Below are 20,580 nucleotides of genomic sequence, written 5' to 3'. Positions count from 1 at the left end.
GACCGCTTGAAGCGCGCACTGTGTTTGGACATGCAAAACCCCCGAAGGTTGTGTCCAACTTTCGGGGGTCAGTTCACAATTGCCGGGGGTTTTTGATTCAATGGGTCATGTTGAAGCGACCCGCGCTTGAGATGGTAACGTTGGATCAGTTGGATCCTGCTGACCACCTGTTACGCAAGATCGACCGCGCAGTCGACTTTTCCCTCATCCACGATCTGACGGCACCCGCTCTACTGCGCCGACAATGGCCGGCCGCCGCTTGATCCGACTTTGATGTTCAAGGCGCTGTTTGTGGGCTACCTGTTCGGCGTGCGCTCGGAAAGGCAGTTGCTACGCGAGATCGAGGTCAATGTCGCCTGGCGGAGCGAATACCCCCAAAAAAAGTCAGGTTGAAAAAGACCGGGCAAATTTGCCGGATGGAGAGGCTTTTGGCTGATACTACTTGCCGCCACCGGTGTGGTGCGCTTTCCACTTCGCCGGAAAAGCCCGGAAAACGGCCTGTTTCATCTCATCCGTAGTCCAACGATCCTTTCTATAAGCCTCTGTTCATACATCGAAATCGGCGATTTATACCTTCGTCCGGCGACGTTGACAGATCACGCTGCGGCATGCGTATTCGTGGCCATGTGGTTACGCCAAAGCGATGCTGTTCGAACGGGGCGGGGTTTCTTGAACGACGGCATTGGCGGGGGCGCCGGACGAGCGGGCATTGCAGCCTGAGGCAGTGCGCCGCTCGCTCCTGGCGTTCGATTGCGCGCTCGAAACTGCCACCCACAAGCCTCCATTTGTGATTTCCGCCGGTGGTCACGACCCTGGCACGGGACATCAAACGATCTTTGGAACGAAATAGCAGCGCTTGCGTGGCTGGCGACGTGCGCGCCAATCGGTGAGCATTGGTCGATGAGCATTGACGAACAGCAAAAGGCCCTTGAAGGCGGATATCCTTCAAAGGCCTTTTCAACGCTACCGGTACGGGTTCTTACACCGAATAGTACATGTCGTATTCGACCGGATGCGGGGTCATTTCGAAGCGCATCACCTCGGCCATCTTCAGCTCGATGTAGCTGTCGATCTGATCGTCGTCGAAGACGCCGCCGGCCTTCAGGAAGCCGCGGTCCTTGTCGAGGCTCTGGAGGGCTTCACGCAGCGAACCGCAGACGGTCGGGATCTTCTTCAGCTCTTTCGGCGGCAGGTCGTAGAGGTCCTTGTCCATCGGCTGGCCCGGGTGGATCTTGTTCTTGATGCCGTCGAGGCCGGCCATCAGCATGGCGGCGAAGGCGAGGTAGGGGTTCGCACCCGGATCGGGGAAGCGGACCTCGACGCGCTTGGCCTTCGGCGACGAGCCGAACGGGATGCGGCAGGAGGCCGAACGGTTGCGCGCCGAGTAGGCGAGCAGCACCGGCGCTTCATAGCCGGGCACCAGACGCTTGTAGGAGTTGGTCAGCGGGTTGGTGAACGCGTTGATCGCCTTGGCGTGCTTGATGATGCCGCCGATGTAGAACAGGCAGCTTTCGGACAGGCCGGCATATTCATTGCCGGCGAAGGTCGGCTTGCCGCCCTTCCAGATCGACTGGTGGACGTGCATGCCCGAGCCATTGTCGCCGAAGATGGGCTTCGGCATGAAGGTGGCCGTCTTGCCATAGGCGTTGGCGACTTGATGCACGACATACTTGTAGATCAGCATCTTGTCGGCGTTGCGGACCAGCGTGTCGAACTTGATGCCGAGTTCGTGCTGCGCAGCCGCGACCTCGTGGTGATGCTTTTCCACGCGTACGCCCATTTCTGCGAGCACGGTCAGCATCTCGGAGCGCATGTCCTGCGCGCTGTCGATCGGCGGCACCGGGAAATAGCCGCCCTTGATGCGCGGGCGGTGGCCGAGATTGCCGGTCTCGTAGTCGGTGTCGTCGTTGGACGGCAGTTCGGTGGAGTCGAGCTTGAAGCCGGTGTTGTAGGGATCGGCCTTGTACTTGACGTCATCGAACACGAAGAACTCGGCTTCCGGGCCAACGAAGATCTGGTCGCCGATGCCTTCCGACTTCATGTAGGCTTCGGCCTTCTTGGCCGTGCCGCGCGGGTCGCGGTTGTAGGATTCGCCCGAGACCGGGTCGAGGATGTCGCACAGGATGACCATGGTCGACTGGGCGAAGAACGGGTCCATGTGGACCGTGTCCGGATCGGGCATCAGCACCATGTCGGACTCGTTGATGGCCTTCCAGCCGGCAATCGAGGAGCCGTCGAACATGACGCCATCGGCAAACATGTCTTCCTCGACCTCGACGACATCCATCGTTACGTGCTGCAGTTTGCCCTTCGGGTCGGTGAAGCGCAGGTCGACGAATTTCACGTCGTTGTCCTTGATCTGCTTCATGATGTCTTTGGCTGTCGTCATGTCATGTATCCCTGTTTGATGACGTTTTTTGATGGATGACGTTTCTTGGAAGGCTGGTGGCGTCAGACCGCGTCCATTCCGGTCTCACCGGTGCGGATGCGCACGACTTCCTCGATATTGGAGACGAAGATCTTGCCGTCGCCAATGCGGCCGGTCTGGGCCGCCTTGCGGATGGCCTCGATAGCGCCTTCGACCGCGTCGTCGCCGAGCACGACCTCGATCTTCACCTTGGGCAGGAAATCGACGACATATTCGGCGCCACGATAGAGTTCGGTATGGCCTTTCTGACGCCCGAAGCCTTTGGCCTCGGTCACGGTGATGCCTTGCAGTCCGGCCTCCTGAAGCGCTTCCTTCACTTCGTCCAGCTTGAATGGCTTGATGATCGCTTCGATCTTTTTCATGTAAAAAGTGGCCTCCACTGCCAAAAAAACGGGTTGTGAACCCCCGCTTGCGCCTCCATCAAGCACGAACTGTGCCAGATAGCTGGATTCGAAGCGGTTTCATACGATTTCCAACCTATGCCGCGCCGAGATGCAAATTCGCGTCATTCGCAGTATCGGATGCGGCATGGCCTGCTGAAGCGACACAGTCCCCATGATTGCGTCCGCCTAACAATTAGGCAGGATGCTCATCTGGTGTGCGATTTTGCCTTGATACCCGCCTTGGTGGCATGGCCGCAGTTGGTGATGCGCTCCTCTTTGTTTGCGTCGGCTCGAAAACTGGACAATGCTTGATCGAATGCGGATCGGCAATCCATGAGCGATGAACTTCTTACTTCCGCCGAAATGGGCGAGGCGGACCGGCTGACGATTGCCGCCGGTCCAATCGACGGCATCGGCCTGATGCGCCGTGCCGGCGAAGCGGTCGCGGGCGAAGTTCTCAGGCGTTACCCGTCAGCGACGCATGTCCATGTGTTGTGCGGGCCCGGCAACAATGGGGGCGACGGCTATGTCGTCGCCCGCATCCTGGTCGGCAGCGGCGTTGCCACGACGATCTGGGCGTCCGGTGCGCCGAGGCCGCAAAGCGACGCGGCACTAGCCGCGGCCGAGTGCCCGATCGCGCCCCGGCCGCTGTCCAGGTTTGAAGCGGAGCCCGGCTCGATCCTGGTCGATGCGCTTTATGGGGCAGGGCTGTCCAAGCCGCTGTCGGGCGATGCCGCCAGGGCGGTGGGTGTCGCCACCGATCGGCGTTTGCCGGTTGTCGCGGTCGATCTGCCCTCGGGCGTTTCCGGCGACAGCGGCAGAGTTTTGGGCGTGGCATTTGCCGCCGCCGTCACGGTAACCTTCGCGCGCAAGAAGCCAGGCCATCTGCTCCAGCCGGGCCGGGAGCGATGCGGCGACATCGTGCTCGCCGATATTGGCATCGGCGACGACATCATCGCACGGCTCCAGCCCCGGATATTCGAGAACGGGCCGGCGCATTGGCTGCGCGATTTCCCGGTGCCGGCTGTCGACGCACACAAGTACAAGCGCGGCCATGTCGGCGTCTTTTCCGGCGGGCCGAGCGCCACCGGGGCAGCGCGGCTGTCGGCGCTTGCCGCGGCTCGAAGCGGAGCAGGGGCGGTGACCGTGCTGTCGCCGGGCAATGCCATGCAGGTCAATGCCGGCCATCTGACCTCGATCATGCTGCGCAAAACCGATGATGTCGCCGACATCAGGGAATTTGTCGGCGAACGCCGGCCTTCGGCCTTCGTTCTTGGCCCCGGCTTCGGCGTTGGTGACAAAACGCGGACCTTTGGGCTGGCACTCCTCGCCTCCGGACAGGCTCAAGCTGCTGCCACACAGGTTGATGGCCTCGTGTTCGACGCCGACGCGATCACCGCGTTTCGCGACGCGCCGGACGTCCTGTTCGAAGCGGCGCGCAGGCCACATGCGCCAGCCCTGGTAATGACGCCGCATGACGGTGAGTTCGCCAGGCTGTTTCCTGACATCGCCTCTGACAATGCCTCGTCCAAACTCGACAAGGCACGCGCGGCGGCCGCACGAGCCAATGCCGTTATCGTCTACAAGGGCGCCGACACGGTGATCGCTGCTCCCGACGGCCGGGCGGCGGTCAATTCCAATGGCGCGGCCTGGCTTGCCACTGCCGGGTCTGGCGACGTGCTGTCCGGCATATCAGCCGGTCTGCTGGCGCAAGCCATGCCGGCGTTCGAAGCGGCCTGCGCCGCGGTCTGGATCCATGCCGAGGCCGGCAGCCGGTTCGGTGCGGGGCTGATTGCCGAGGATCTGCCGCTGGCGCTGGTGCCTGTGCTGCGCGAACTGGTTGCGGATCGAGGCGGGCGCTGAAGGCCGTCGCTTCACAACGGGATGTTGTCGTGCTTCTTCCAGGGGTTCTGCATGTCCTTGTTGCGCAGCATCCGCAGCGCCCGGGCGATGCGGCGGCGGGTCGAGTGCGGCATGATCACCTCGTCGACATAGCCGCGTTCGGCGGCGACGAAGGGTGACAGGAAGCGATCCTCGTAAGTCTTTGTATGGGCCGCGATCTTTTCCGCGTCGCCAATGTCCTTGCGGTAGATGATCTCGACCGCGCCCCTGGCGCCCATCACCGCGATCTGCGCCGTCGGCCAGGCATAGTTCATGTCGCCACGCAGATGTTTCGAGGCCATCACGTCATAGGCGCCGCCATAGGCTTTGCGGGTGATGACGGTGATCTTCGGCACGGTCGCTTCGGCATAGGCGAACAGCAGCTTGGCGCCGTGCTTGATCAGCCCGCCATATTCCTGCGCGGTGCCGGGCAGGAAGCCCGGCACATCGACGAAGGTGACGATCGGGATCGAAAAACAGTCGCAGAAGCGCACGAAGCGCGCCGCCTTGCGGCTGGCGTCGGAATCGAGCACGCCGGCCAGCACCATCGGCTGATTGGCGACGAAGCCGACGGTGCGGCCCTCGACGCGCCCGAAGCCGGTGACGATGTTCTTGGCGAAACTCTGCTGGATTTCGAAGAAGTCACCCTCGTCGGCGACCTTCAGGATCAGCTCCTTGATGTCGTAGGGTTTGTTGGCGGTGTCGGGGATCAGCCGGTCGAGCGACAAATCGTGGTCAGTGACCGACTGGTAGCATTCGATCTCGGGAATGTCAGATGTGTTCGAGGCCGGCAACAGGTCGACCAGCCGGCGCATCTGCAGCAGCGCCTCGACGTCATTGTCATAGGCGCCGTCGGCGATGGAGGACTTCGTCGTGTGCACCGAAGCGCCGCCGAGGCTTTCGGCGGTCACCGTCTCGTTGGTGACGGTCTTCACCACATCCGGGCCGGTGACGAACATGTAGGAGGTGTCGCGCACCATGAAGATGAAGTCGGTCATGGCGGGCGAATAGACGTCGCCGCCGGCGCACGGACCCATGATCACCGAAATCTGCGGAATGACGCCGGAGGCCAGCACGTTGCGCTGGAAAATCTCGGCATAGCCGCCGAGCGCCGCCACGCCCTCCTGGATGCGCGCGCCGCCGGCATCGTAGAGGCCGATGATCGGCGCGCGGTTGCGCAGCGCCATCTCCTGCACCTTGATGACCTTTTCGGCATGCGCTTCCGACAGCGAGCCGCCGAATACGGTGAAATCCTTGGCGAAGAGGTAGACCGGACGGCCGTTGACCGTGCCCCAGCCGGTGACGACGCCATCGCCGGCGATCTTGGTCTTCTCCATGCCGAAATCGGTCGAGCGGTGCTCGACATACATGTCGAACTCTTCGAACGAGCCTTCGTCGAGGAACACCTCGATGCGTTCGCGCGCGGTGAGCTTGCCCTTCTTGTGCTGGGCGTCGATGCGCGCCTGTCCGCCACCCATGCGGGCGATGTCGCGCCGGCGCTCGAGTTCCTTCAGCACGTCCTTCATCGCTCGGTCCCCAAAATAGAAGCTGCATTTGTGGTAATGATGCCCGTCGGGGAGTGCAAGCGTCGGCTTTCCCAGCCGGTTTTGCTGCGCTGCAACATGACGCCCCTTGCATTCCGGGGCGAACTCAGCCATATGCAGCCCATAGGCGCTTGGGCCGGGAGATTCCGGCCTTCTCGACAAATGAGACTGGTTGCGTCTGTTTTCCCTCTTTCCGGCAAATCGGTAAGGCGGCGAAAAAGCCCCGTGGCATGATGCCTGCGGGCACGACAGCGCAGCCGAGCGGACGCACGCGTCCGCCCGCCTTGTCGTTTCATATCAGTTTTTCGACGGCAGGTTGCGCCCTGCCGCCATTGATGTTTGCGGCCAAGAAGCCGCGTGAAAGAAGAATATTTTGACCAACGAAAACACATTGCCCAGCAACGAAACCGTGGAACTCTCCGGCTTCGCAGCGCTGGGAATCACGGGTGCGCTGCTCAAGGCCACCCACAATGCCGGCTTCACGGAGCCGAAGCCGATCCAGATGCAGGCCATCCCGCCGCAGCTGGAAGGCCGTGACATTTTTGGCATCGCGCAGACCGGCTCCGGCAAGACCGCGGCCTTTGCGCTGCCCATCCTGTCGAAGATCATCGCGCTCGGCACCAAGCGGCGCGCCAAGACGACCCGTGCGCTCATCCTGGCGCCGACCCGCGAGCTCGCCGTGCAGATCGAGGACACGATCAAGATCCTCGCCAAGGGCGCGCATGTCTCGACGGCACTCGTGCTGGGCGGCGTCTCGCGCTTCAGCCAGGTGAAGAAGGTTGCTCCCGGCGTCGACATCCTGATTGCCACGCCCGGCCGCTTGACCGACCTGGTGCGCGAGGGCGACCTCATCCTCTCCGACACCAAATGGCTGGTGCTGGACGAGGGCGACCGCATGCTCGACATGGGCTTCATCAACGACGTCAAGCGCATCGCCAAGGCGACCGCGCCTGACCGCCAGACGGCGCTGTTCTCGGCCACCATGCCGGACGAGATCGCCGAACTGGCCAAGGGTCTTCTGAAGAACCCGGTCCGTATCGAAGTCTCGCCGCAAAGCACCGCGGCGGCCGAGATCGTCCAGGGCGTCGTCTTCGCCCGCACCAAGCAGAAGCGCCAGGTGCTGTCGACGATGCTTGCCGACGCGGCGATGAAGTCCGTCATCATCTTTTCGCGCACCAAGCATGGCGCCGACCGGGTGACCAAGGATCTCGAGCGCGATGGCTTCAAGGCCGCCGTCATCCATGGCAACAAGTCGCAGAATGCCCGTCAGAAGGCGCTGAACGACTTTCGCGATGGATCGGTCCGCATTCTGGTCGCGACCGACATCGCGGCGCGCGGCATCGACGTCCCCGGCATCAGCCATGTCGTGAATTTCGACCTGCCGGACGAGGCGGAAAGCTATGTCCACCGCATCGGCCGCACCGGCCGCAACGGCATGGACGGCATTGCGATCACGCTTTGCGATCCTTCGGAAAACAGCAAGCTGCGCCAGGTCGAGCGCATCATCCGCACCAAACTGCCGATCGTCGCCGACCATCTCGGCAGCCCCGATCCGCAGCGCAATCCGGCTGAAAAGCACGAACGCTTCGAGCCCGCCAATGATCGCAACGACCGCAATGGCCGTCGTGACGGCCGGCGGCCGGGCGGCGAGAACAAGGGCAACGGCTTTGGCAAGAAGCGCTTCAGCGACAAGCCGGCCTTTGCCGGTGAGCGCAAGCCGGAAGGCGCTAAGCCTTTCAAGGGCAACAACAAGCGCCGTTTCGGCGGCAAGCGTCCGGCAGCGCGGGCTGCCTGACCAGCCTCATGAAGGCCGGCCAAGCCTTGGCGCTTGGCTGGTTGCCTGATTGACACAGAAAAAGGCGGCCGAAGCGATGCTTCAGCCGCCTTTTTCGTCTGCGCACCTTACTTCGCCACCGCCTCGATCCAGACGGCAATCCGTTGCGCCAGAAATGCCGTGGTCGATGGCGACAGCGCATCGCCGGCAATGACATGGTTGTCCGGGTCGCCGGTGTCGTCGACCGGCACCAGTTCGTGCGGTGCCCTCCAGCGCCCGGCGATTTCGCGGGTGCGGTCTGGCCGCACCACCCTGTCCGAATCCGAGAAGATGAACAGGGCAGGGATATCAGCCTTCTCCACCCGCGCCCTATAGGCGAGTTCCGTCAACGCCTGCATCGGCAGCGTCGCGGCAACCGGATATTTGGTGGTCCAGAATTTCTCGTGCAGCGCGTTGCGCGCCACGAAACTGCGCTCCTTGCCGATGACGAGTTCCGCGATCTGCTTGCCCCAGGGCATCGTCAGGATCTCGGCGCCGGATGCCTTGACGCCGAAATTGGGCGAGATGAATGCAATCGCCGCCACCCCATCCGATGCACCCGGCTGCGTTGCCGCCCATGCCGCCAGCGAGCCGCCGGTCGAGGTCGAGATGACGATCACCTTGTCGCCGATCGCCCGGCCGATGGCGAGCGCTTCCTCATAGTCGTTGATCCAGGCGTTGACGCTGCCTTGCGTCATCGCCGCGCCGTCCCGCCCGTGACCGGTCAGGCGGGTGTAGAAGAGATTGGCGTCCAGCAGGTCGGCCACGTCGTCGGGCAGGGGGCGGACCTCGCCCTTCGAGGCCGAGAAACCGTGGATGTAGACGATCGACAGCGGCGTCTTGGCATGCACCATGGGGTTGGCCCAGACGATCTCCTTCTCGAGCCCGTCGCGGATACCGGGCACGGCGGCTTCCACCTTCGCCACATAGGCCTGCGGATCGTCACCGATGACGGAAGGATCGAAGCGGATCGTGGTGTCGACGGGAACGCGCGGGCCGAAGACGAAAGCCAATGCGAGGACGGCGACCAGGGTCAGCACAGCAAGCACGATCCGTCGCCCCATCGCAGACTCCACGCAACAACAACAAGCCTATGGCGGTGGCCATGAACAGGCAACGACCGTTCAGGCCGTCGCACCACCAAATCCTGTGGGCATCCTATTCGTTGGGTGACTTGCGCTCGTAATGCAGCGGCCGTGCCTTCCAGCTGGTCATCAAGGTGATCACCCATCGGCTTATCGGCCTGGGCAACAAAGCGAGAAATTTCAGCGGCCAGCTCGTGCGGTACGGGAAAGTGACTTCGAAGCCGCCGGATTTGATTGCCTTCACCATGCGGCGCGTCGCCCGGGTGACCGGCATCAGGCCTGGCATTGGCAGCATGTTCTTTTCGGTCAGCGGCGTGTCGACAAAGCCGGGGTTTATCACCTGGACGCGGATGTTCATCTTGTCGAAATCATACTTCAGCGATTCGGCCAGGATGTTGATCGCCGCCTTGGTGCCGCCATAGGCGGCCGTGGTTGGCCAGCCGAAATAGGCGGTGACCGATCCGACCAGTACGACGTGGCCGCGCGACCGCACGCGCATATACTCCACGACCGGCACCAAGCCGTTGATGATGCCGAAATAGTTGACCTCGAAGGACCGGCGAAAGTCCTTGACGACAAGAGCCTCTCCAGGTGTCGAAATGTAGTTTCCGGCATTGAAGACGGCGAGCACGATGGGGCCGAGCTCCTTCTCGATCGCGGCCACCGTTCTTGCCATGCGCGGCTCGTCCGTGACGTCGCAGGGAAAGGCCGTGACGCTGCCCGGCATCTGCGCGGTCTCGACGATGAGCGTGTCGATCGGATCGTCGTCCAGTGCCGTTACCGCCACCGCATAGCCCTGGGACGCCAGATCCCTGGCCAGCGAGCGGCCAATGCCGCTGCTGCCGCCCGTGACCCAGGCGACGCCGTGTTTCGGATCGGCCCGATAGAGTGTCATGCTGCGCCCTGCCGAGTTGTTGGTGCCTTGCTCTAGCGGTCAGGGAATCGAATGAAAAGAGTGCTTTTCGACCACGGATGCAAATGAACTGTGGGATATCGAGCAGGCTGCAAAGGGTGTAGACGCACAGCAGTGCCGGAAATGCGACTGGACCAGGCGAATTCTTGCCTTGAAACCGAAGCTTCGGGTTTCTAGGGTTTCGGCGCACGCACACAAGGAATCCTGAATGCCCCGTTCTGTGATCGACGCGATCGGCAACACGCCTCTGATCCGCCTTAACAAAGCGTCCGAAGAAACCGGCTGCGAGATCCTGGGCAAGGCCGAATTCATGAATCCGGGGCAATCGGTCAAGGATCGCGCCGGCCTTTTCATCATCCGCGACGCCGAACAGCGCGGCCTGTTGAAGCCGGGCGGCGTCATCGTCGAGGGCACGGCGGGCAATACGGGCATCGGGCTGACGCTGGTCGCCAAGGCATTGGGTTATCGCACCGTCATCGTCATTCCCGATACGCAGAGCCAGGAGAAGAAGGACACGATCCGGTTGCTCGGCGCCGAGCTGATCGAGGTGCCGGCCGTGCCCTACAAGAACCCCAACAATTACGTGAAACTGTCGGGGCGGCTGGCCGAGCAGATGGCTAGGACCGAGCCCAATGGCGCAATTTGGGCCAACCAGTTCGACAATGTCGCCAACCGCGATGGGCATATCCGCACCACGGCGGAGGAAATCTGGACCCAGACCGGCGGCAAGGTTGACGGTTTCGTCTCGGCGGTGGGTTCAGGCGGCACGCTGGCCGGCGTCGCTTTCGGGCTGAAGGCCAAGAGCAAGGATGTGAAAATCGCGCTTGCCGACCCGCTTGGCGCCGCGCTCTACAGTTTCTATACCAGCGGCGAATTGAAGTCCGAAGGCAGTTCGATCACCGAAGGCATCGGGCAAGGGCGTATTACCGCCAATCTCGAAGGGTTCACGCCGGATTTCTCGTTCCAGATCAAGGACGAGGACGCGCTGCCGATCGTCTTCGACCTGATCCAGGAAGAAGGCCTGTGCGTCGGCGGCTCGACCGGCATCAACATTGCCGGCGCTATCCGGCTCGCCAGGGAATTGGGCCCGGGCCACACCATCGTGACCATTCTTTGCGACTACGGCACACGCTACCAGTCGAAGCTGTTCAATCCGGAATTCCTGCGTGAGAAGAATCTCCCGGTGCCGGGCTGGATGGAACTGCAGAGCAAGATTTCGGTGCCTTTCGAAAAGGTCGCATGATGGCGCACAAGACGGAAGCGCTGTTTCGCGACGACGCCTATCTGCGTACGGCGGATGCGGCGGTTGCCGCAGTCAATGATCGTGGCGGCATCATCCTCGACCGGACGATCTTCTATGCCACCTCGGGCGGCCAGCCGGGCGATACCGGCTATCTCGTACGTGCCGATGGCAGCCGCATCGCCATTGCCGCCACCATCACAGGTGAGACCAAGGACGAGATCATCCATGTGCCGGCGCCGGAGCAGGCGGATCTGGCGGTTGGCGAGAAGGTCAACCTCGCGATAGACTGGGAACGTCGGCACCTGTTGATGCGCATGCACGCGGCTTGCCATCTGCTTACCGTCGTTTGTCCGTTTCCAATCACCGGTGCGGCGGTTTCCGAGGACGATAGCCGGGTCGATTTCGACATTCCGGACGCCAGTTTCTCGAAGGAAGAGGTCACCGCCAGCCTGATGGATCTGGTGCGCGCCGATCATCCGATTTTCACCAGGCTGATCAGCGACGAGGAACTCGCCGCTAACCCCGGCCTGGTCAAGTCGAAGAACGTCCGGCCGCCGGTCGGCACCGGCAGGATCCGCCTGGTCTGCATTGGTGAGAATGGCGCGGTCGATAGCCAGCCCTGTGGTGGCACGCACGTGAAAAGCACCGGCGAAATCGGTGAAATCCACATCGGCAAGATCGAAAAGAAGGGTCGCGAGAACAGGCGCTTCCGCATCCGTTTCGGCCCGATGCCGGCCGCCTGACACGCAACCCTTGCCCTACCCGCAATAGAGAGAACCAGAATGGCCGAAGACAGTCCTTTCACCGTCGACGCGGACTGGCTGCAGGCGCGCCTGGGCGAGCCCGGCCTGACCATCGTGGACGCGTCCTGGTACCTGCCGGCGCAAAAGCGCGACGCGCGCGCCGAATACAATGCCGCCCATATTCCAGGCGCCCGCTTCCTGGACCAGGACGCGGTGTCGGATCCCGACGCTGCCTTGCCGCACACGCTGCCTTCGCCTCAGCATTTCGCGCAATATGTCGGTGCGATGGGCGTGTCCGCCGACGACACCATTGTCGTCTATGATGGTCCGGGTTTCTTCTCGGCACCCCGGGCATGGTGGATGTTCCGCATCATGGGTGTTTTCCAGACCTATATCCTGGATGGCGGTTTCGACGCTTGGAAGGCGGCCGGCCGCCCGGTAACGTCTGAGCCGACGAAGATCGCGCCAAGCGTGTTCCATGCCGATTTCGACGCCGGCCGCGTCGCCAGCCTCGCCGACATGCGAGGGATCGTCGGGACCGGCGCCAGCCAGATTGCCGATGCCCGTGGACCCGGCCGCTTCACCGGCGTCGAGCCCGAGCCGCGCGCGGGTGTCCGCTCCGGCCATATGCCGGGCGCACGCAACGTGCCGTACTCCGCACTGTCGGAAAACGGCATGCTGTTGTCGAAGGACCGTTTGCGCAAGGTGATCGAGGACGCCGGCATCGACCTGTCGAAGCCCGTCGTCACGTCTTGCGGCTCCGGTGTCACCGCCGCGGTGGTTACGCTCGCGCTGGAGACGCTTGGCCACACCGACAACAGGCTTTATGACGGCTCATGGACCGAATGGGGCGGGCTCTCCGATACGCCTGTCGTGACCGGCCCCGCGACGGTTGGCCCCGCCAAGACCGGCCCCGCCAAGGGCGGCAAGGAATGAACGCGATGGAAAACGGTGTGCTGCAGGACATTGAAGTCACGGTGACTTTTCTCGAAATGCATGCCCCTCCTGCGGTCTCCCCGCCAGTGCCCTACAACCGCCAGATCGCGCTGCTGAAGACCAAGGACATCCCCTTGCATTTCTATCGCTATCTGATGGACCGGGTCGGCCGCAAATGGCATTGGGTGAATGTTCTCAGGCTGGACGATGAGGAGCTTTCGGCCGGCATCCACCGCGAGGACCGCGACATTAGGGTGCTCTACCTCGACGGCGCGCCAGCCGGCTTCTTTGACCTCAAGCCGCATCTGCCTGATGAAGTCGAACTCGCCTATTTCGGCATGATGGAACATGCCACCGGGCAAGGCATTGGCCGCTGGTTCCTGGGTTCGGCGATTTCAGCCGCCTGGTCGCATGGGCCAAAACGGGTAACGGTGCAGACCTGCACGCTGGACCATCCGGCAGCTCTGCCGCTTTACCAGAAGCTCGGCTTCAAGCCGGTCGCGCAGAAGAACGAGGTCGTGCATCCGCTGCCTTTCGCCGAGCGCTCGGCCAGCGTCATGCGCCCGTGACATTGGCCGGAACCTGAACCGGCCGTTCATCGGCGCTTCAGCCTGCCTTTGCCATCTTGCCCGCATCATCAATGCGGCCGAGGCCGAAGGAGAAATAGATATGCTGACACGCCGTACACTCGTCGCCGCGCTGATCGCAGCGATCGCCATGCCGAGCCTTGCCGCCGCCCAGGCGACGACGCCTTCGGCCGCGACGATCGAGCGCAAGCTCGAGGCGGCGCCCCGGGTGAGGCTGCGGCCCAACGAGCGTGTCACCATCCGCGAATTCAAGCGCCGGCCGGATTTGCGCCGCATGGCGCGCTCGATCGACATCCAGTCGATCAATTTCGCCTTCGGCTCGGCGGCTATTTCCAGTTCGCAATACGACAAGATCGAGAATATCGCCGACGCGCTGCGGCGCATCCTGCGCCGCGATCCCGGCGCCCGCGTGCTGATCGAAGGGCATACCGATGCCGTCGGTTCCTTCCAGTCGAACCAGATCCTTTCCGAACGACGGGCCGCTTCGTTGAAACGTACGCTGGTGCGCGAATTCGGCGTGCCCGGCTATGCCCTGGAAACCGTGGGCTACGGCGAGGAGTTCCTGCTCGTGCCGACGCAGAACGAAAACTGGCAGAATCGCAGGGTGACATTGCGACGCTTCGACGATTTCATTCGGTGAACCAGGGTTCGATCAACTTTAATTAGCTGGCTTGTTTTAATCGGTCGGCCCTATCGATGATGCTTTTTGATCTATGGGAGGGACCGACATCGGATCGGTCCCTCGATCCCTTGGCAAGAATCGGGTGGGAAACATTGGCCCGAGCACATAATTTCCGGTCAGCAAACCGGAGGTTTTCATCATGGCCATTCAGTTCAAGGCGCTACCCAGCGAACAAGTCAGGACGCTGCAACGCGGCGGTCTCGACGCTTACGGCCAGAGGCCAGAGCGGAGGATTTCCGACGGCGACGGCATGCCTTGCCGGCATTGCCTGAAGAACATCGCCGCCGGTGATGCCTATCTCATCCTTGCCTACCGCCCCTTTCCGGAGCTTCAGCCCTATGCTGAAACCGGGCCGATCTTTCTGCATGCGGAAGAGTGCGAGCGTGCGGCCGAGACCGAATTGCTTCCCGAGGTCCTCGAAAGCCCGGACTACATCGTGCGCGGCTATGGCAGGGATGATCGAATCGTCTACGGCAGTGGCGGGGTCATTCCTACCGAAGCGATTGCGGCACGGGCCGAGACTTTGTTCGAGCGCGACGACATCGCTTATGTGCATGTCCGCTCGGCGCGTAACAACTGCTACCAGTGCCGGATTGAGCGGGCCTGAAACGCAAAGGACTGCGCTCGGGAAGCCTGTCGTACTCCCGTCGCATAGATGCGATAGAACCCGATTGTCGATAGATTGGCCGACCGCGGATGAACCGGCGGCAATCTCGATACCGAGGAAGCGGGGCTTTGGCTCCGCTTTTTTGTTGCTTGGGTCCAGCGCAAAAGCCTTCAGCGCAAAAAAAGCCCGCCGGCTAGGCCGGCGGGCCGCAACTTTTACCTGGAGGGCTTTAGTTGAACTTGTACTTCGCGCCGAGACGCACGGTATGGAAAGAAGAAGTGGATGTGATGGAGTCGTCGGGCAGCCCCAACTCCGACGAGAAATCCTTCTTGGCAAACTGCGAATAGCGATACTCGACACCGACCGTGACGTTGCTGGACACTGCCGTTTCCAGACCGCCACCAACCGAGAAACCGCTGGAACCCCAGTCGAGGATATCGCCGATCGGGTCGGAAGCATTTATGTCGAAATGCTGCCAGCTGTAGCCAGCCAGTGCGTAGGCAAGCGTCGATTCGTTCATCTTCATGCCGACGCGGCCGAGCACGTCGAAACCGTAGTCGGTGTCGACATTGATCGATCCGCCGCCAAGGTCCAGCTTCGAGGTCATGCCGGAGTAGCGGGCGTCGACCATAACGCCTGCAACCCAGTTGCCAAAGTCTTGGTCGTAACCAACGTTCAACTCGCCAAACGCGCCTTCGCCACCGAGGCCATTGAACTTGGCGCCGCCGAGCGGCGGGATTTCGATCTGGTGCACGGACGCACCCGCGCCAGCCGCGCCGCCGATATAGAAGCCGGTCCAGTTGTATGCAGGGGTTTCAAAAGTAGCACCGCCGCCATTCCGGGCGCCAAAACGATAGTTGGCCGCAATCTGGAACGTATGCCGCGACGTATCGAGGTTGAGAAGGCCATCCGGAGCTCCGATAAGGCCGGCCTCCGAGAGGAGATCCTCCTTGGTGCCGAAGCGCGTATAACGGTACTCTGTCTTGATCGTCCAGTTGCTGTTGATGGCCGTTTCAATGCCGCCGCCGACGAAGTAGCCGCTCTGGTCCCAATCAAAGCCGAAGCCAGCATTGGTATCGAGCTTGTACTTCTGCCAGGAATAGCCGCCGAGCACGTAGCCCAGTGTGTTCGGGGTAAACAGATAGCCGACGCGCAGGCCAGCGTCGAAACCGTATGTCTCCTGGATCGAGGCGTTGAAACCGGCGGCATCGATCTTGGTTTTGATATCGCCCACGTGGACGTCCAGCAATCCGCCGAGCAGGAAGCGGGGAGACACCATATAGTCGTAACCAGCGGTCAGCTCGCCGTAAACACCCTCACCGCCAATGCCGTTCAGCGAAATCGGAATAAAGTCGCTGCTGAGTTTATGAACGTTGGCACCTGCACCCACACCGAAGCCGACATACAGCCCACTCCAGTTGAAACCGGACGCCTCGACCGGCTGCACCACATCGGCAGCATGCGCGGCAGACATCAAAGCCACTGCAGAAACTGCGCTTAAAAGGAAAGATTTCGCGGAAACGCGAAGAAACATAGCCCAAACCCCTAATCAATAAACCCGCCGCGTCTCTAGCAGGGAGTCGGTCAGATTAGGAATGACAAATGTGCAACAGTTTTGGGCAAACCAAAACCTGCGGCTGACACTGTTCTGCCCAGTAACCAGGCCACCGCCCTAGATCGGCCAATAATAAGCCCGCCGGCGTGGACCGGCGGGCAACAATAGCAAGTTGACTTTTTCTGGGTGTATCAGGCGGCCAGAACAGCTTTCGGCTCGACCAACTCGTAGCCGAGCGCTTCGGCGACCGCCCGGTTGGTGATCTTGCCCTTGTGGACATTGAGGCCGTTGCGCAGGTGATGGTCGTCGACCAGCGCCTTCAGGCCCTTGTCGGCGAGCTGCAAGCCGTAGTGCAGCGTCGCATTGTTGAGGGCGTGGGCCGAAGTGACCGGCACCGCACCTGGCATGTTGGCGACGCAATAGTGGATGACGCCATCGACCTCGTAGGTCGGCTCGGCGTGAGTCGTCGCATGCGAGGTCTCGAAGCAGCCGCCCTGGTCGATGGCGACGTCGACCAGCACCGAGCCCTTCTTCATGCCCGACAGCATTTCGCGGGTGACGAGCTTCGGTGCTGCGGCACCGGGAATCAGCACGGCGCCGACGACGATGTCGGCCGAGAAGCATTCTTCCTCGAGCGCCTCGACGGTGGAGTAGCGGGTGTGCACACGGCCGGCGAAGAGGTCGTCGAGCTGGCGCAGGCGCGGGATGGAGCGGTCGATGATGGTGACATCGGCGCCAAGGCCGGCGGCCATGCGGGCCGCGTGCAGACCGACGACGCCGCCGCCGAGCACGGTGACCTTGCCGGGCAGCACGCCGGGCACGCCGCCGAGCAGCACGCCGCGGCCACCATTGGCCTTCTGCAGCGCCGTGGCGCCGGCCTGGATCGACAGGCGGCCGGCGACTTCCGACATCGGCGCGAGCAGCGGCAGGCCGCCACGATCGTCGGTCACGGTTTCGTAGGCGATCGCCGTGACGCCCGAAGCGAGCAGGCCCTTGGTCTGCTCCGGATCCGGAGCCAGATGCAGGTAGGTGTAGAGGATCTGGCCGTCGCGCAGCTGAACCCACTCATTGGGCTGCGGCTCCTTGACCTTGACGATCATGTCCGACTTGGCGAACACGTCGGCGGCGGTCTTGGCGATGCTGGCGCCGGCGGCGCGATAGGCGTTGTCATCGGCACCGATGCCGGCGCCGGCGCCGGCTTCGACCAGAACTTCGTGGCCGTGCGCCACATATTCGCGGACCGAGCCTGGTGTGAGGCCGACACGATATTCGTGGTTCTTGATTTCCTTGGGGCAGCCGACGCGCATTTTCTTCTCCTGATCCGGGCCCTTTTGGGCTCACTCCCTGTATTGTCGGAGTGAACCATGAATCGGCTCGCAAGTGTTTGCGAATGCGCTTGCGCGGACAGGCAGGTTTCGATAATCCTTGCGCGAAATAGCAGGATATTCGCAGGATTCACGAAAAATGCCGCTCGACAGGATCGATATCGCCATTCTTGAGACTTTGCAGAAGGACGGCAGGATACCCAATGCGGCGCTCGCGGAGAAGGTTGGCCTGTCGCAGTCGGCCTGTTCGCGCCGGCTCGATAATTTGGAAAAATCCGGAACCATTCGTGGCTACCACGCCCGGCTGTCCAATGCCGCGCTCGGCCATCGGATGACGGCGATCGTGCATATATCGCTGTCGGGCCAGTTCGAGAAGACGCTGTCGGATTTCGAAGCAGCCATCAAGCGTTGCCCCAATGTCTTGTCCTGCCACCTGATGTCGGGCGAGTACGACTACATCCTGCGCATCGCAGCGAAAGACCTGGTCGACTATGAGCGCATCCACAAGGAATGGCTGTCGGCGATGCCGCATGTGACCAAGATCAACTCGTCCTTCGCTTTGCGCGAAATCGTCGACCGCACCGCCATGGGCATGAAGCCGGAGATGGCTTGAGCTTGCCGGCCTGACCTTGCTCTAAATAGGCTTCAGGCTTCAGTGACGATCCGATTCATCGGAATGTCGTGCGGCTGCGGATAGATGGTGGCGATGCGCTGCAGTTCGTAGCCGACGCCGATGACCAGCGGCTTGGACGGTATGGCGGCCAACGTGCGGTCGAAGAAGCCGCCGCCATAACCCAGGCGATAATTTGCCGGATCAATGCCGACGATCGGCGCGATGACGATGTCCGGCAGCACCGGATCGCCCTCGGCCGGGATCGGGATATTCCAGACGCCCTTTTCCAATCGGTCGCCCGGTTTGTAGGCACGGAAGATCAGGGGGTGCCCTTTCTCGACGACGATGGGCAACGCCGTGCTGCCGCCGCGCTCGTTGACGGACGCCATCCATGGCCGCAGATCCGGTTCACCGCGAAACGGCCAGTAAAGGCTGACCATGCGACCGCGGATCTCGCCTATGATCGTGTCGAGCCCTTCGGCGATGCGCCGGGACATTGCCGTTCGCGCGTCGGCCGAAACTCCAAGGCGGGCTGCGATCAGCCGCTCGCGTTCGGCCTTGCGCCAGCGCCGCACATCGGTCCAGTCGGACAGCGGCGCCCGGAATTCCGGATCGAGTTCATGCATGAAACAGGGCGGCGAGGCATACTGTGCCGGACCCTGGTCGTCATGATTGTTGGCCATGCGTCACCTCATAGCGTATTCGGTGACGCTATACCTCGCGACACGATACAACTTGTGCATTCACGACATGGGACGGCGAGTCCCGGGCACTATCCTTCTGTTGTTGCATTGCACAAAAATACCTACATCCGGGACAGGCATCTTGCCATTGGGGTGAACGAGATGAACCAGGTCAGCCACCATGTTGTCGTCGTCGGCGCGGGGTTCGGCGGCCTCGAACTCACCCACGCGCTGGCTGGACAGCCCGTGCGCATCACCATGATCGACAAGCGCAACCACCATCTTTTCCAGCCGCTGCTCTACCAGGTGGCGACGACCGCGCTGGCGACCTCCGAGGTTGCCTGGCCGATCCGCCATCTTCTGCGCAAACGCAAGGACGTGACGACGCTGCTGGCCAATGTCACCGGCGTCGACCGTACCGGCAAACGCGTATTGCTCGACGACGGCAGCACAGTCGCCTATGACACGCTGGTGCTCGCCACCGGCGCCCGTCACGCCTATTTCGGCCACGACGAATGGGAGCCTTTCGCGCCAGGCCTGAAAACGCTGGAGGACGCCACCACCATTCGCCGGCGCATTCTCACGGCCTTCGAGCAGGCGGAGCGGGAAACCGATCCCGCCAGACGCCAGGCGCTGCTGACCATTGCGATCGTCGGCGGCGGGCCGACTGGCGTCGAACTGGCCGGCACCATCGTCGAGCTGGCGCACGACACGCTGCGCGGCGAGTTCCGCAACATCGACACGCGGCAAACGCGCGTGGTGCTGATCGAGGCCGGTGACCGCATCCTGGCCAATTTCGCGCCAGAACTCTCAGATTATGCCAGCAAGGCGCTCGAGCGGCTCGGCGTGACGGTCGAGCTCGGCCGGGCCGTCACACGCTGCGACGCCGAAGGTGTCGTGTTTGGCGACAAGCAGCTGGCAGCCCGAACGATCCTGTGGGCAGCTGGCGTTGCCGCTTCGCCCGCCGCCGAATGGCTGGGAGCGAAGGCGGACCGCGCGGGCAGGGTGCTCGTCGAGCCTGACCTCAGCGTGCCGGGCAGCCCGGAGATTTTCGTCATCGGCGACGCCGCCCTTGTGCTGCGGCCCGATGGACGGCCGGTACCCGGCGTGGCGCCTTCCGCCAAGCAGGAGGGTCGCCACGTCGCCGCGACCATCAAGTCCAGGCTCGGCGGTGACGACACCACGCGGCCATTTCAATACAAACATGCCGGCGATCTGGCGACGATCGGCAAACGCGCCGCCGCGATCGACTTCGGCTGGATCAAGCTCACGGGCTGGCTCGCCTGGTGGCTGTGGGGCATCGCGCACATCTATTTCCTGATCGGTTTCCGCAACCGACTTGCGGTTTCCCTGAGCTGGCTATGGATCTACGTGACGGGCCAGCGCAGCGCCCGGCTGATCACCCAGGGTGACAACGACAAGACCTGACTCTTCTTCGCTGTCCCATTCATCCGCCCGTCATCTGGTGCTGATGGATTGACGTGCGGATGCGCGCGACTTCTTGAATGGACTTGAGCTGATTTCGGCGCGAAGTTCGCTTGGGGCAGGGCGTGTCACGT

General features: G+C 62.3%; 18 protein-coding genes and 1 pseudogene. 11 read left to right on the top strand and 8 right to left on the bottom strand.

Annotation, left to right across the window (positions count from 1 at the left end; genetic code table 11):
• Positions 1-107: 107 nt before the first annotated feature.
• Positions 108-363, top strand: a pseudogene (locus FJV83_RS31175) (transposase); the annotation flags it as partial.
• 616 nt (positions 364-979) lie between these two features.
• On the opposite strand, the gene glnA reads toward FJV83_RS31175, so the two are convergent.
• Both glnA and FJV83_RS31165 read right to left on the bottom strand, forming a co-directional pair.
• Positions 980-2,389: a type I glutamate--ammonia ligase gene (gene glnA, locus FJV83_RS31170; protein ID WP_010909302.1), complete on the bottom strand. Its 1,410-nt coding sequence runs from the start codon at positions 2,387-2,389 to the stop codon at positions 980-982.
• A 62-nt stretch (positions 2,390-2,451) separates the two neighbouring features.
• Positions 2,452-2,790: a P-II family nitrogen regulator gene (locus tag FJV83_RS31165; RefSeq protein ID WP_006205430.1), complete on the bottom strand. Its 339-nt coding sequence runs from the start codon at positions 2,788-2,790 to the stop codon at positions 2,452-2,454.
• A gap of 354 nt (positions 2,791-3,144) precedes the next feature.
• Here FJV83_RS31165 and FJV83_RS31160 point away from each other — a divergent pair, with 354 nt between their 5' ends.
• Entirely contained in the window at positions 3,145-4,674 is a 1,530-nt protein-coding gene (locus FJV83_RS31160) for an NAD(P)H-hydrate dehydratase (protein WP_142887228.1), read from the top strand.
• A gap of 11 nt (positions 4,675-4,685) precedes the next feature.
• On the opposite strand, the gene FJV83_RS31155 is transcribed toward FJV83_RS31160, so the two are convergent.
• Positions 4,686-6,218, bottom strand: coding sequence for an acyl-CoA carboxylase subunit beta (locus FJV83_RS31155; RefSeq protein WP_095775792.1), 1,533 nt, complete (start codon positions 6,216-6,218; stop codon positions 4,686-4,688).
• Positions 6,219-6,609: 391 nt separating this feature from the next.
• Here FJV83_RS31155 and FJV83_RS31150 point away from each other — a divergent pair, with 391 nt between their 5' ends.
• The gene (locus FJV83_RS31150; protein ID WP_142887229.1) at positions 6,610-8,031 is read left to right on the top strand and encodes a DEAD/DEAH box helicase; all 1,422 of its coding nucleotides are present in this window, start codon (positions 6,610-6,612) and stop codon (positions 8,029-8,031) included.
• Between the two features lie 107 nt (positions 8,032-8,138).
• On the opposite strand, the gene FJV83_RS31145 is transcribed toward FJV83_RS31150, so the two are convergent.
• The gene (locus FJV83_RS31145) at positions 8,139-9,113 is read right to left on the bottom strand and encodes an alpha/beta fold hydrolase (protein WP_095775790.1); all 975 of its coding nucleotides are present in this window, start codon (positions 9,111-9,113) and stop codon (positions 8,139-8,141) included.
• A gap of 94 nt (positions 9,114-9,207) precedes the next feature.
• Positions 9,208-10,029, bottom strand: coding sequence for an SDR family oxidoreductase (locus FJV83_RS31140; protein ID WP_095775789.1), 822 nt, complete (start codon positions 10,027-10,029; stop codon positions 9,208-9,210).
• A gap of 226 nt (positions 10,030-10,255) precedes the next feature.
• Between FJV83_RS31140 and FJV83_RS31135 the strand changes: the two genes are divergently transcribed.
• The 6 genes from FJV83_RS31135 (at position 10,256) to FJV83_RS31110 (ending at position 14,845) form a co-directional block, all read left to right on the top strand.
• A complete protein-coding gene (locus FJV83_RS31135) occupies positions 10,256-11,290 on the top strand; it encodes a cysteine synthase A (protein WP_095793106.1) in 1,035 nt (344 codons plus the stop codon).
• Positions 11,290-12,033, top strand: a complete 744-nt coding sequence (locus FJV83_RS31130; RefSeq protein ID WP_142887252.1) for an alanyl-tRNA editing protein — start codon at positions 11,290-11,292, stop codon at positions 12,031-12,033. Before FJV83_RS31135 ends, FJV83_RS31130 begins: the two co-directional genes overlap by 1 nt.
• 39 nt (positions 12,034-12,072) lie before the next feature.
• Entirely contained in the window at positions 12,073-12,969 is an 897-nt protein-coding gene (gene sseA / locus FJV83_RS31125; protein ID WP_142887230.1) for a 3-mercaptopyruvate sulfurtransferase, read from the top strand.
• A 5-nt stretch (positions 12,970-12,974) separates the two neighbouring features.
• Complete coding sequence (locus FJV83_RS31120; protein WP_142887253.1) at positions 12,975-13,538, top strand: GNAT family N-acetyltransferase; 564 nt, start codon at positions 12,975-12,977, stop codon at positions 13,536-13,538.
• A 100-nt stretch (positions 13,539-13,638) separates the two neighbouring features.
• Entirely contained in the window at positions 13,639-14,196 is a 558-nt protein-coding gene (locus FJV83_RS31115) for an OmpA family protein (RefSeq protein ID WP_095793103.1), read from the top strand.
• 181 nt (positions 14,197-14,377) lie between these two features.
• Positions 14,378-14,845 (top strand): DUF1203 domain-containing protein, encoded by a 468-nt coding sequence (locus FJV83_RS31110; protein ID WP_095775784.1) that lies wholly within the window; start codon positions 14,378-14,380, stop codon positions 14,843-14,845.
• 229 nt (positions 14,846-15,074) lie between these two features.
• Here the strand turns inward: FJV83_RS31110 and FJV83_RS31105 are convergent, their stop codons facing one another.
• Together FJV83_RS31105 and ald are read right to left on the bottom strand one after the other, a co-directional pair.
• The gene (locus FJV83_RS31105) at positions 15,075-16,379 is read right to left on the bottom strand and encodes an outer membrane beta-barrel protein (protein ID WP_142887231.1); all 1,305 of its coding nucleotides are present in this window, start codon (positions 16,377-16,379) and stop codon (positions 15,075-15,077) included.
• A 212-nt stretch (positions 16,380-16,591) separates the two neighbouring features.
• Positions 16,592-17,707, bottom strand: a complete 1,116-nt coding sequence (gene ald, locus FJV83_RS31100) for an alanine dehydrogenase (protein ID WP_095775783.1) — start codon at positions 17,705-17,707, stop codon at positions 16,592-16,594.
• 157 nt (positions 17,708-17,864) lie between these two features.
• Between ald and FJV83_RS31095 the strand changes: the two genes are divergently transcribed.
• Positions 17,865-18,338: an Lrp/AsnC family transcriptional regulator gene (locus FJV83_RS31095; protein WP_095775782.1), complete on the top strand. Its 474-nt coding sequence runs from the start codon at positions 17,865-17,867 to the stop codon at positions 18,336-18,338.
• Positions 18,339-18,370: 32 nt separating this feature from the next.
• On the opposite strand, the gene FJV83_RS31090 is transcribed toward FJV83_RS31095, so the two are convergent.
• Positions 18,371-19,021, bottom strand: coding sequence for a 5-formyltetrahydrofolate cyclo-ligase (locus FJV83_RS31090; protein ID WP_095775781.1), 651 nt, complete (start codon positions 19,019-19,021; stop codon positions 18,371-18,373).
• Positions 19,022-19,183: 162 nt separating this feature from the next.
• On the opposite strand from FJV83_RS31090, the gene FJV83_RS31085 reads away from it, so the two are divergent.
• Entirely contained in the window at positions 19,184-20,449 is a 1,266-nt protein-coding gene (locus tag FJV83_RS31085; RefSeq protein WP_142887232.1) for an NAD(P)/FAD-dependent oxidoreductase, read from the top strand.
• The last annotated feature ends 131 nt before the right edge of the window (positions 20,450-20,580 follow it).

It is taken from the genome of Mesorhizobium sp. WSM4307, assembly GCF_007003945.1.
In the GTDB taxonomy this organism is placed as follows: Bacteria; Pseudomonadota; Alphaproteobacteria; order Rhizobiales; family Rhizobiaceae; genus Mesorhizobium.
Note: the sequence above shows the minus strand (reverse complement) of the source record. Positions and strands in the feature narration are given on the sequence as shown.

Excerpts from the sequence above, each read along its gene's own strand:
- glnA (WP_010909302.1), bottom strand. The coding sequence starts at position 2,389 with ATGACGACAGCCAAAGACATCATGAAGCAGATCAAGGACAACGACGTG.
- FJV83_RS31165 (WP_006205430.1), bottom strand. The coding sequence starts at position 2,790 with ATGAAAAAGATCGAAGCGATCATCAAGCCATTCAAGCTGGACGAAGTG.
- FJV83_RS31160 (WP_142887228.1), top strand. The coding sequence starts at position 3,145 with ATGAGCGATGAACTTCTTACTTCCGCCGAAATGGGCGAGGCGGACCGG.
- FJV83_RS31155 (WP_095775792.1), bottom strand. The coding sequence starts at position 6,218 with ATGAAGGACGTGCTGAAGGAACTCGAGCGCCGGCGCGACATCGCCCGC.
- FJV83_RS31145 (WP_095775790.1), bottom strand. The coding sequence starts at position 9,113 with ATGGGGCGACGGATCGTGCTTGCTGTGCTGACCCTGGTCGCCGTCCTC.
- FJV83_RS31140 (WP_095775789.1), bottom strand. The coding sequence starts at position 10,029 with ATGACACTCTATCGGGCCGATCCGAAACACGGCGTCGCCTGGGTCACG.
- FJV83_RS31135 (WP_095793106.1), top strand. The coding sequence starts at position 10,256 with ATGCCCCGTTCTGTGATCGACGCGATCGGCAACACGCCTCTGATCCGC.
- FJV83_RS31130 (WP_142887252.1), top strand. The coding sequence starts at position 11,290 with ATGGCGCACAAGACGGAAGCGCTGTTTCGCGACGACGCCTATCTGCGT.
- sseA (WP_142887230.1), top strand. The coding sequence starts at position 12,073 with ATGGCCGAAGACAGTCCTTTCACCGTCGACGCGGACTGGCTGCAGGCG.
- FJV83_RS31120 (WP_142887253.1), top strand. The coding sequence starts at position 12,975 with ATGGAAAACGGTGTGCTGCAGGACATTGAAGTCACGGTGACTTTTCTC.
- FJV83_RS31115 (WP_095793103.1), top strand. The coding sequence starts at position 13,639 with ATGCTGACACGCCGTACACTCGTCGCCGCGCTGATCGCAGCGATCGCC.
- FJV83_RS31110 (WP_095775784.1), top strand. The coding sequence starts at position 14,378 with ATGGCCATTCAGTTCAAGGCGCTACCCAGCGAACAAGTCAGGACGCTG.
- FJV83_RS31105 (WP_142887231.1), bottom strand. The coding sequence starts at position 16,379 with ATGTTTCTTCGCGTTTCCGCGAAATCTTTCCTTTTAAGCGCAGTTTCT.
- ald (WP_095775783.1), bottom strand. The coding sequence starts at position 17,707 with ATGCGCGTCGGCTGCCCCAAGGAAATCAAGAACCACGAATATCGTGTC.
- FJV83_RS31095 (WP_095775782.1), top strand. The coding sequence starts at position 17,865 with ATGCCGCTCGACAGGATCGATATCGCCATTCTTGAGACTTTGCAGAAG.
- FJV83_RS31090 (WP_095775781.1), bottom strand. The coding sequence starts at position 19,021 with ATGGCCAACAATCATGACGACCAGGGTCCGGCACAGTATGCCTCGCCG.
- FJV83_RS31085 (WP_142887232.1), top strand. The coding sequence starts at position 19,184 with ATGAACCAGGTCAGCCACCATGTTGTCGTCGTCGGCGCGGGGTTCGGC.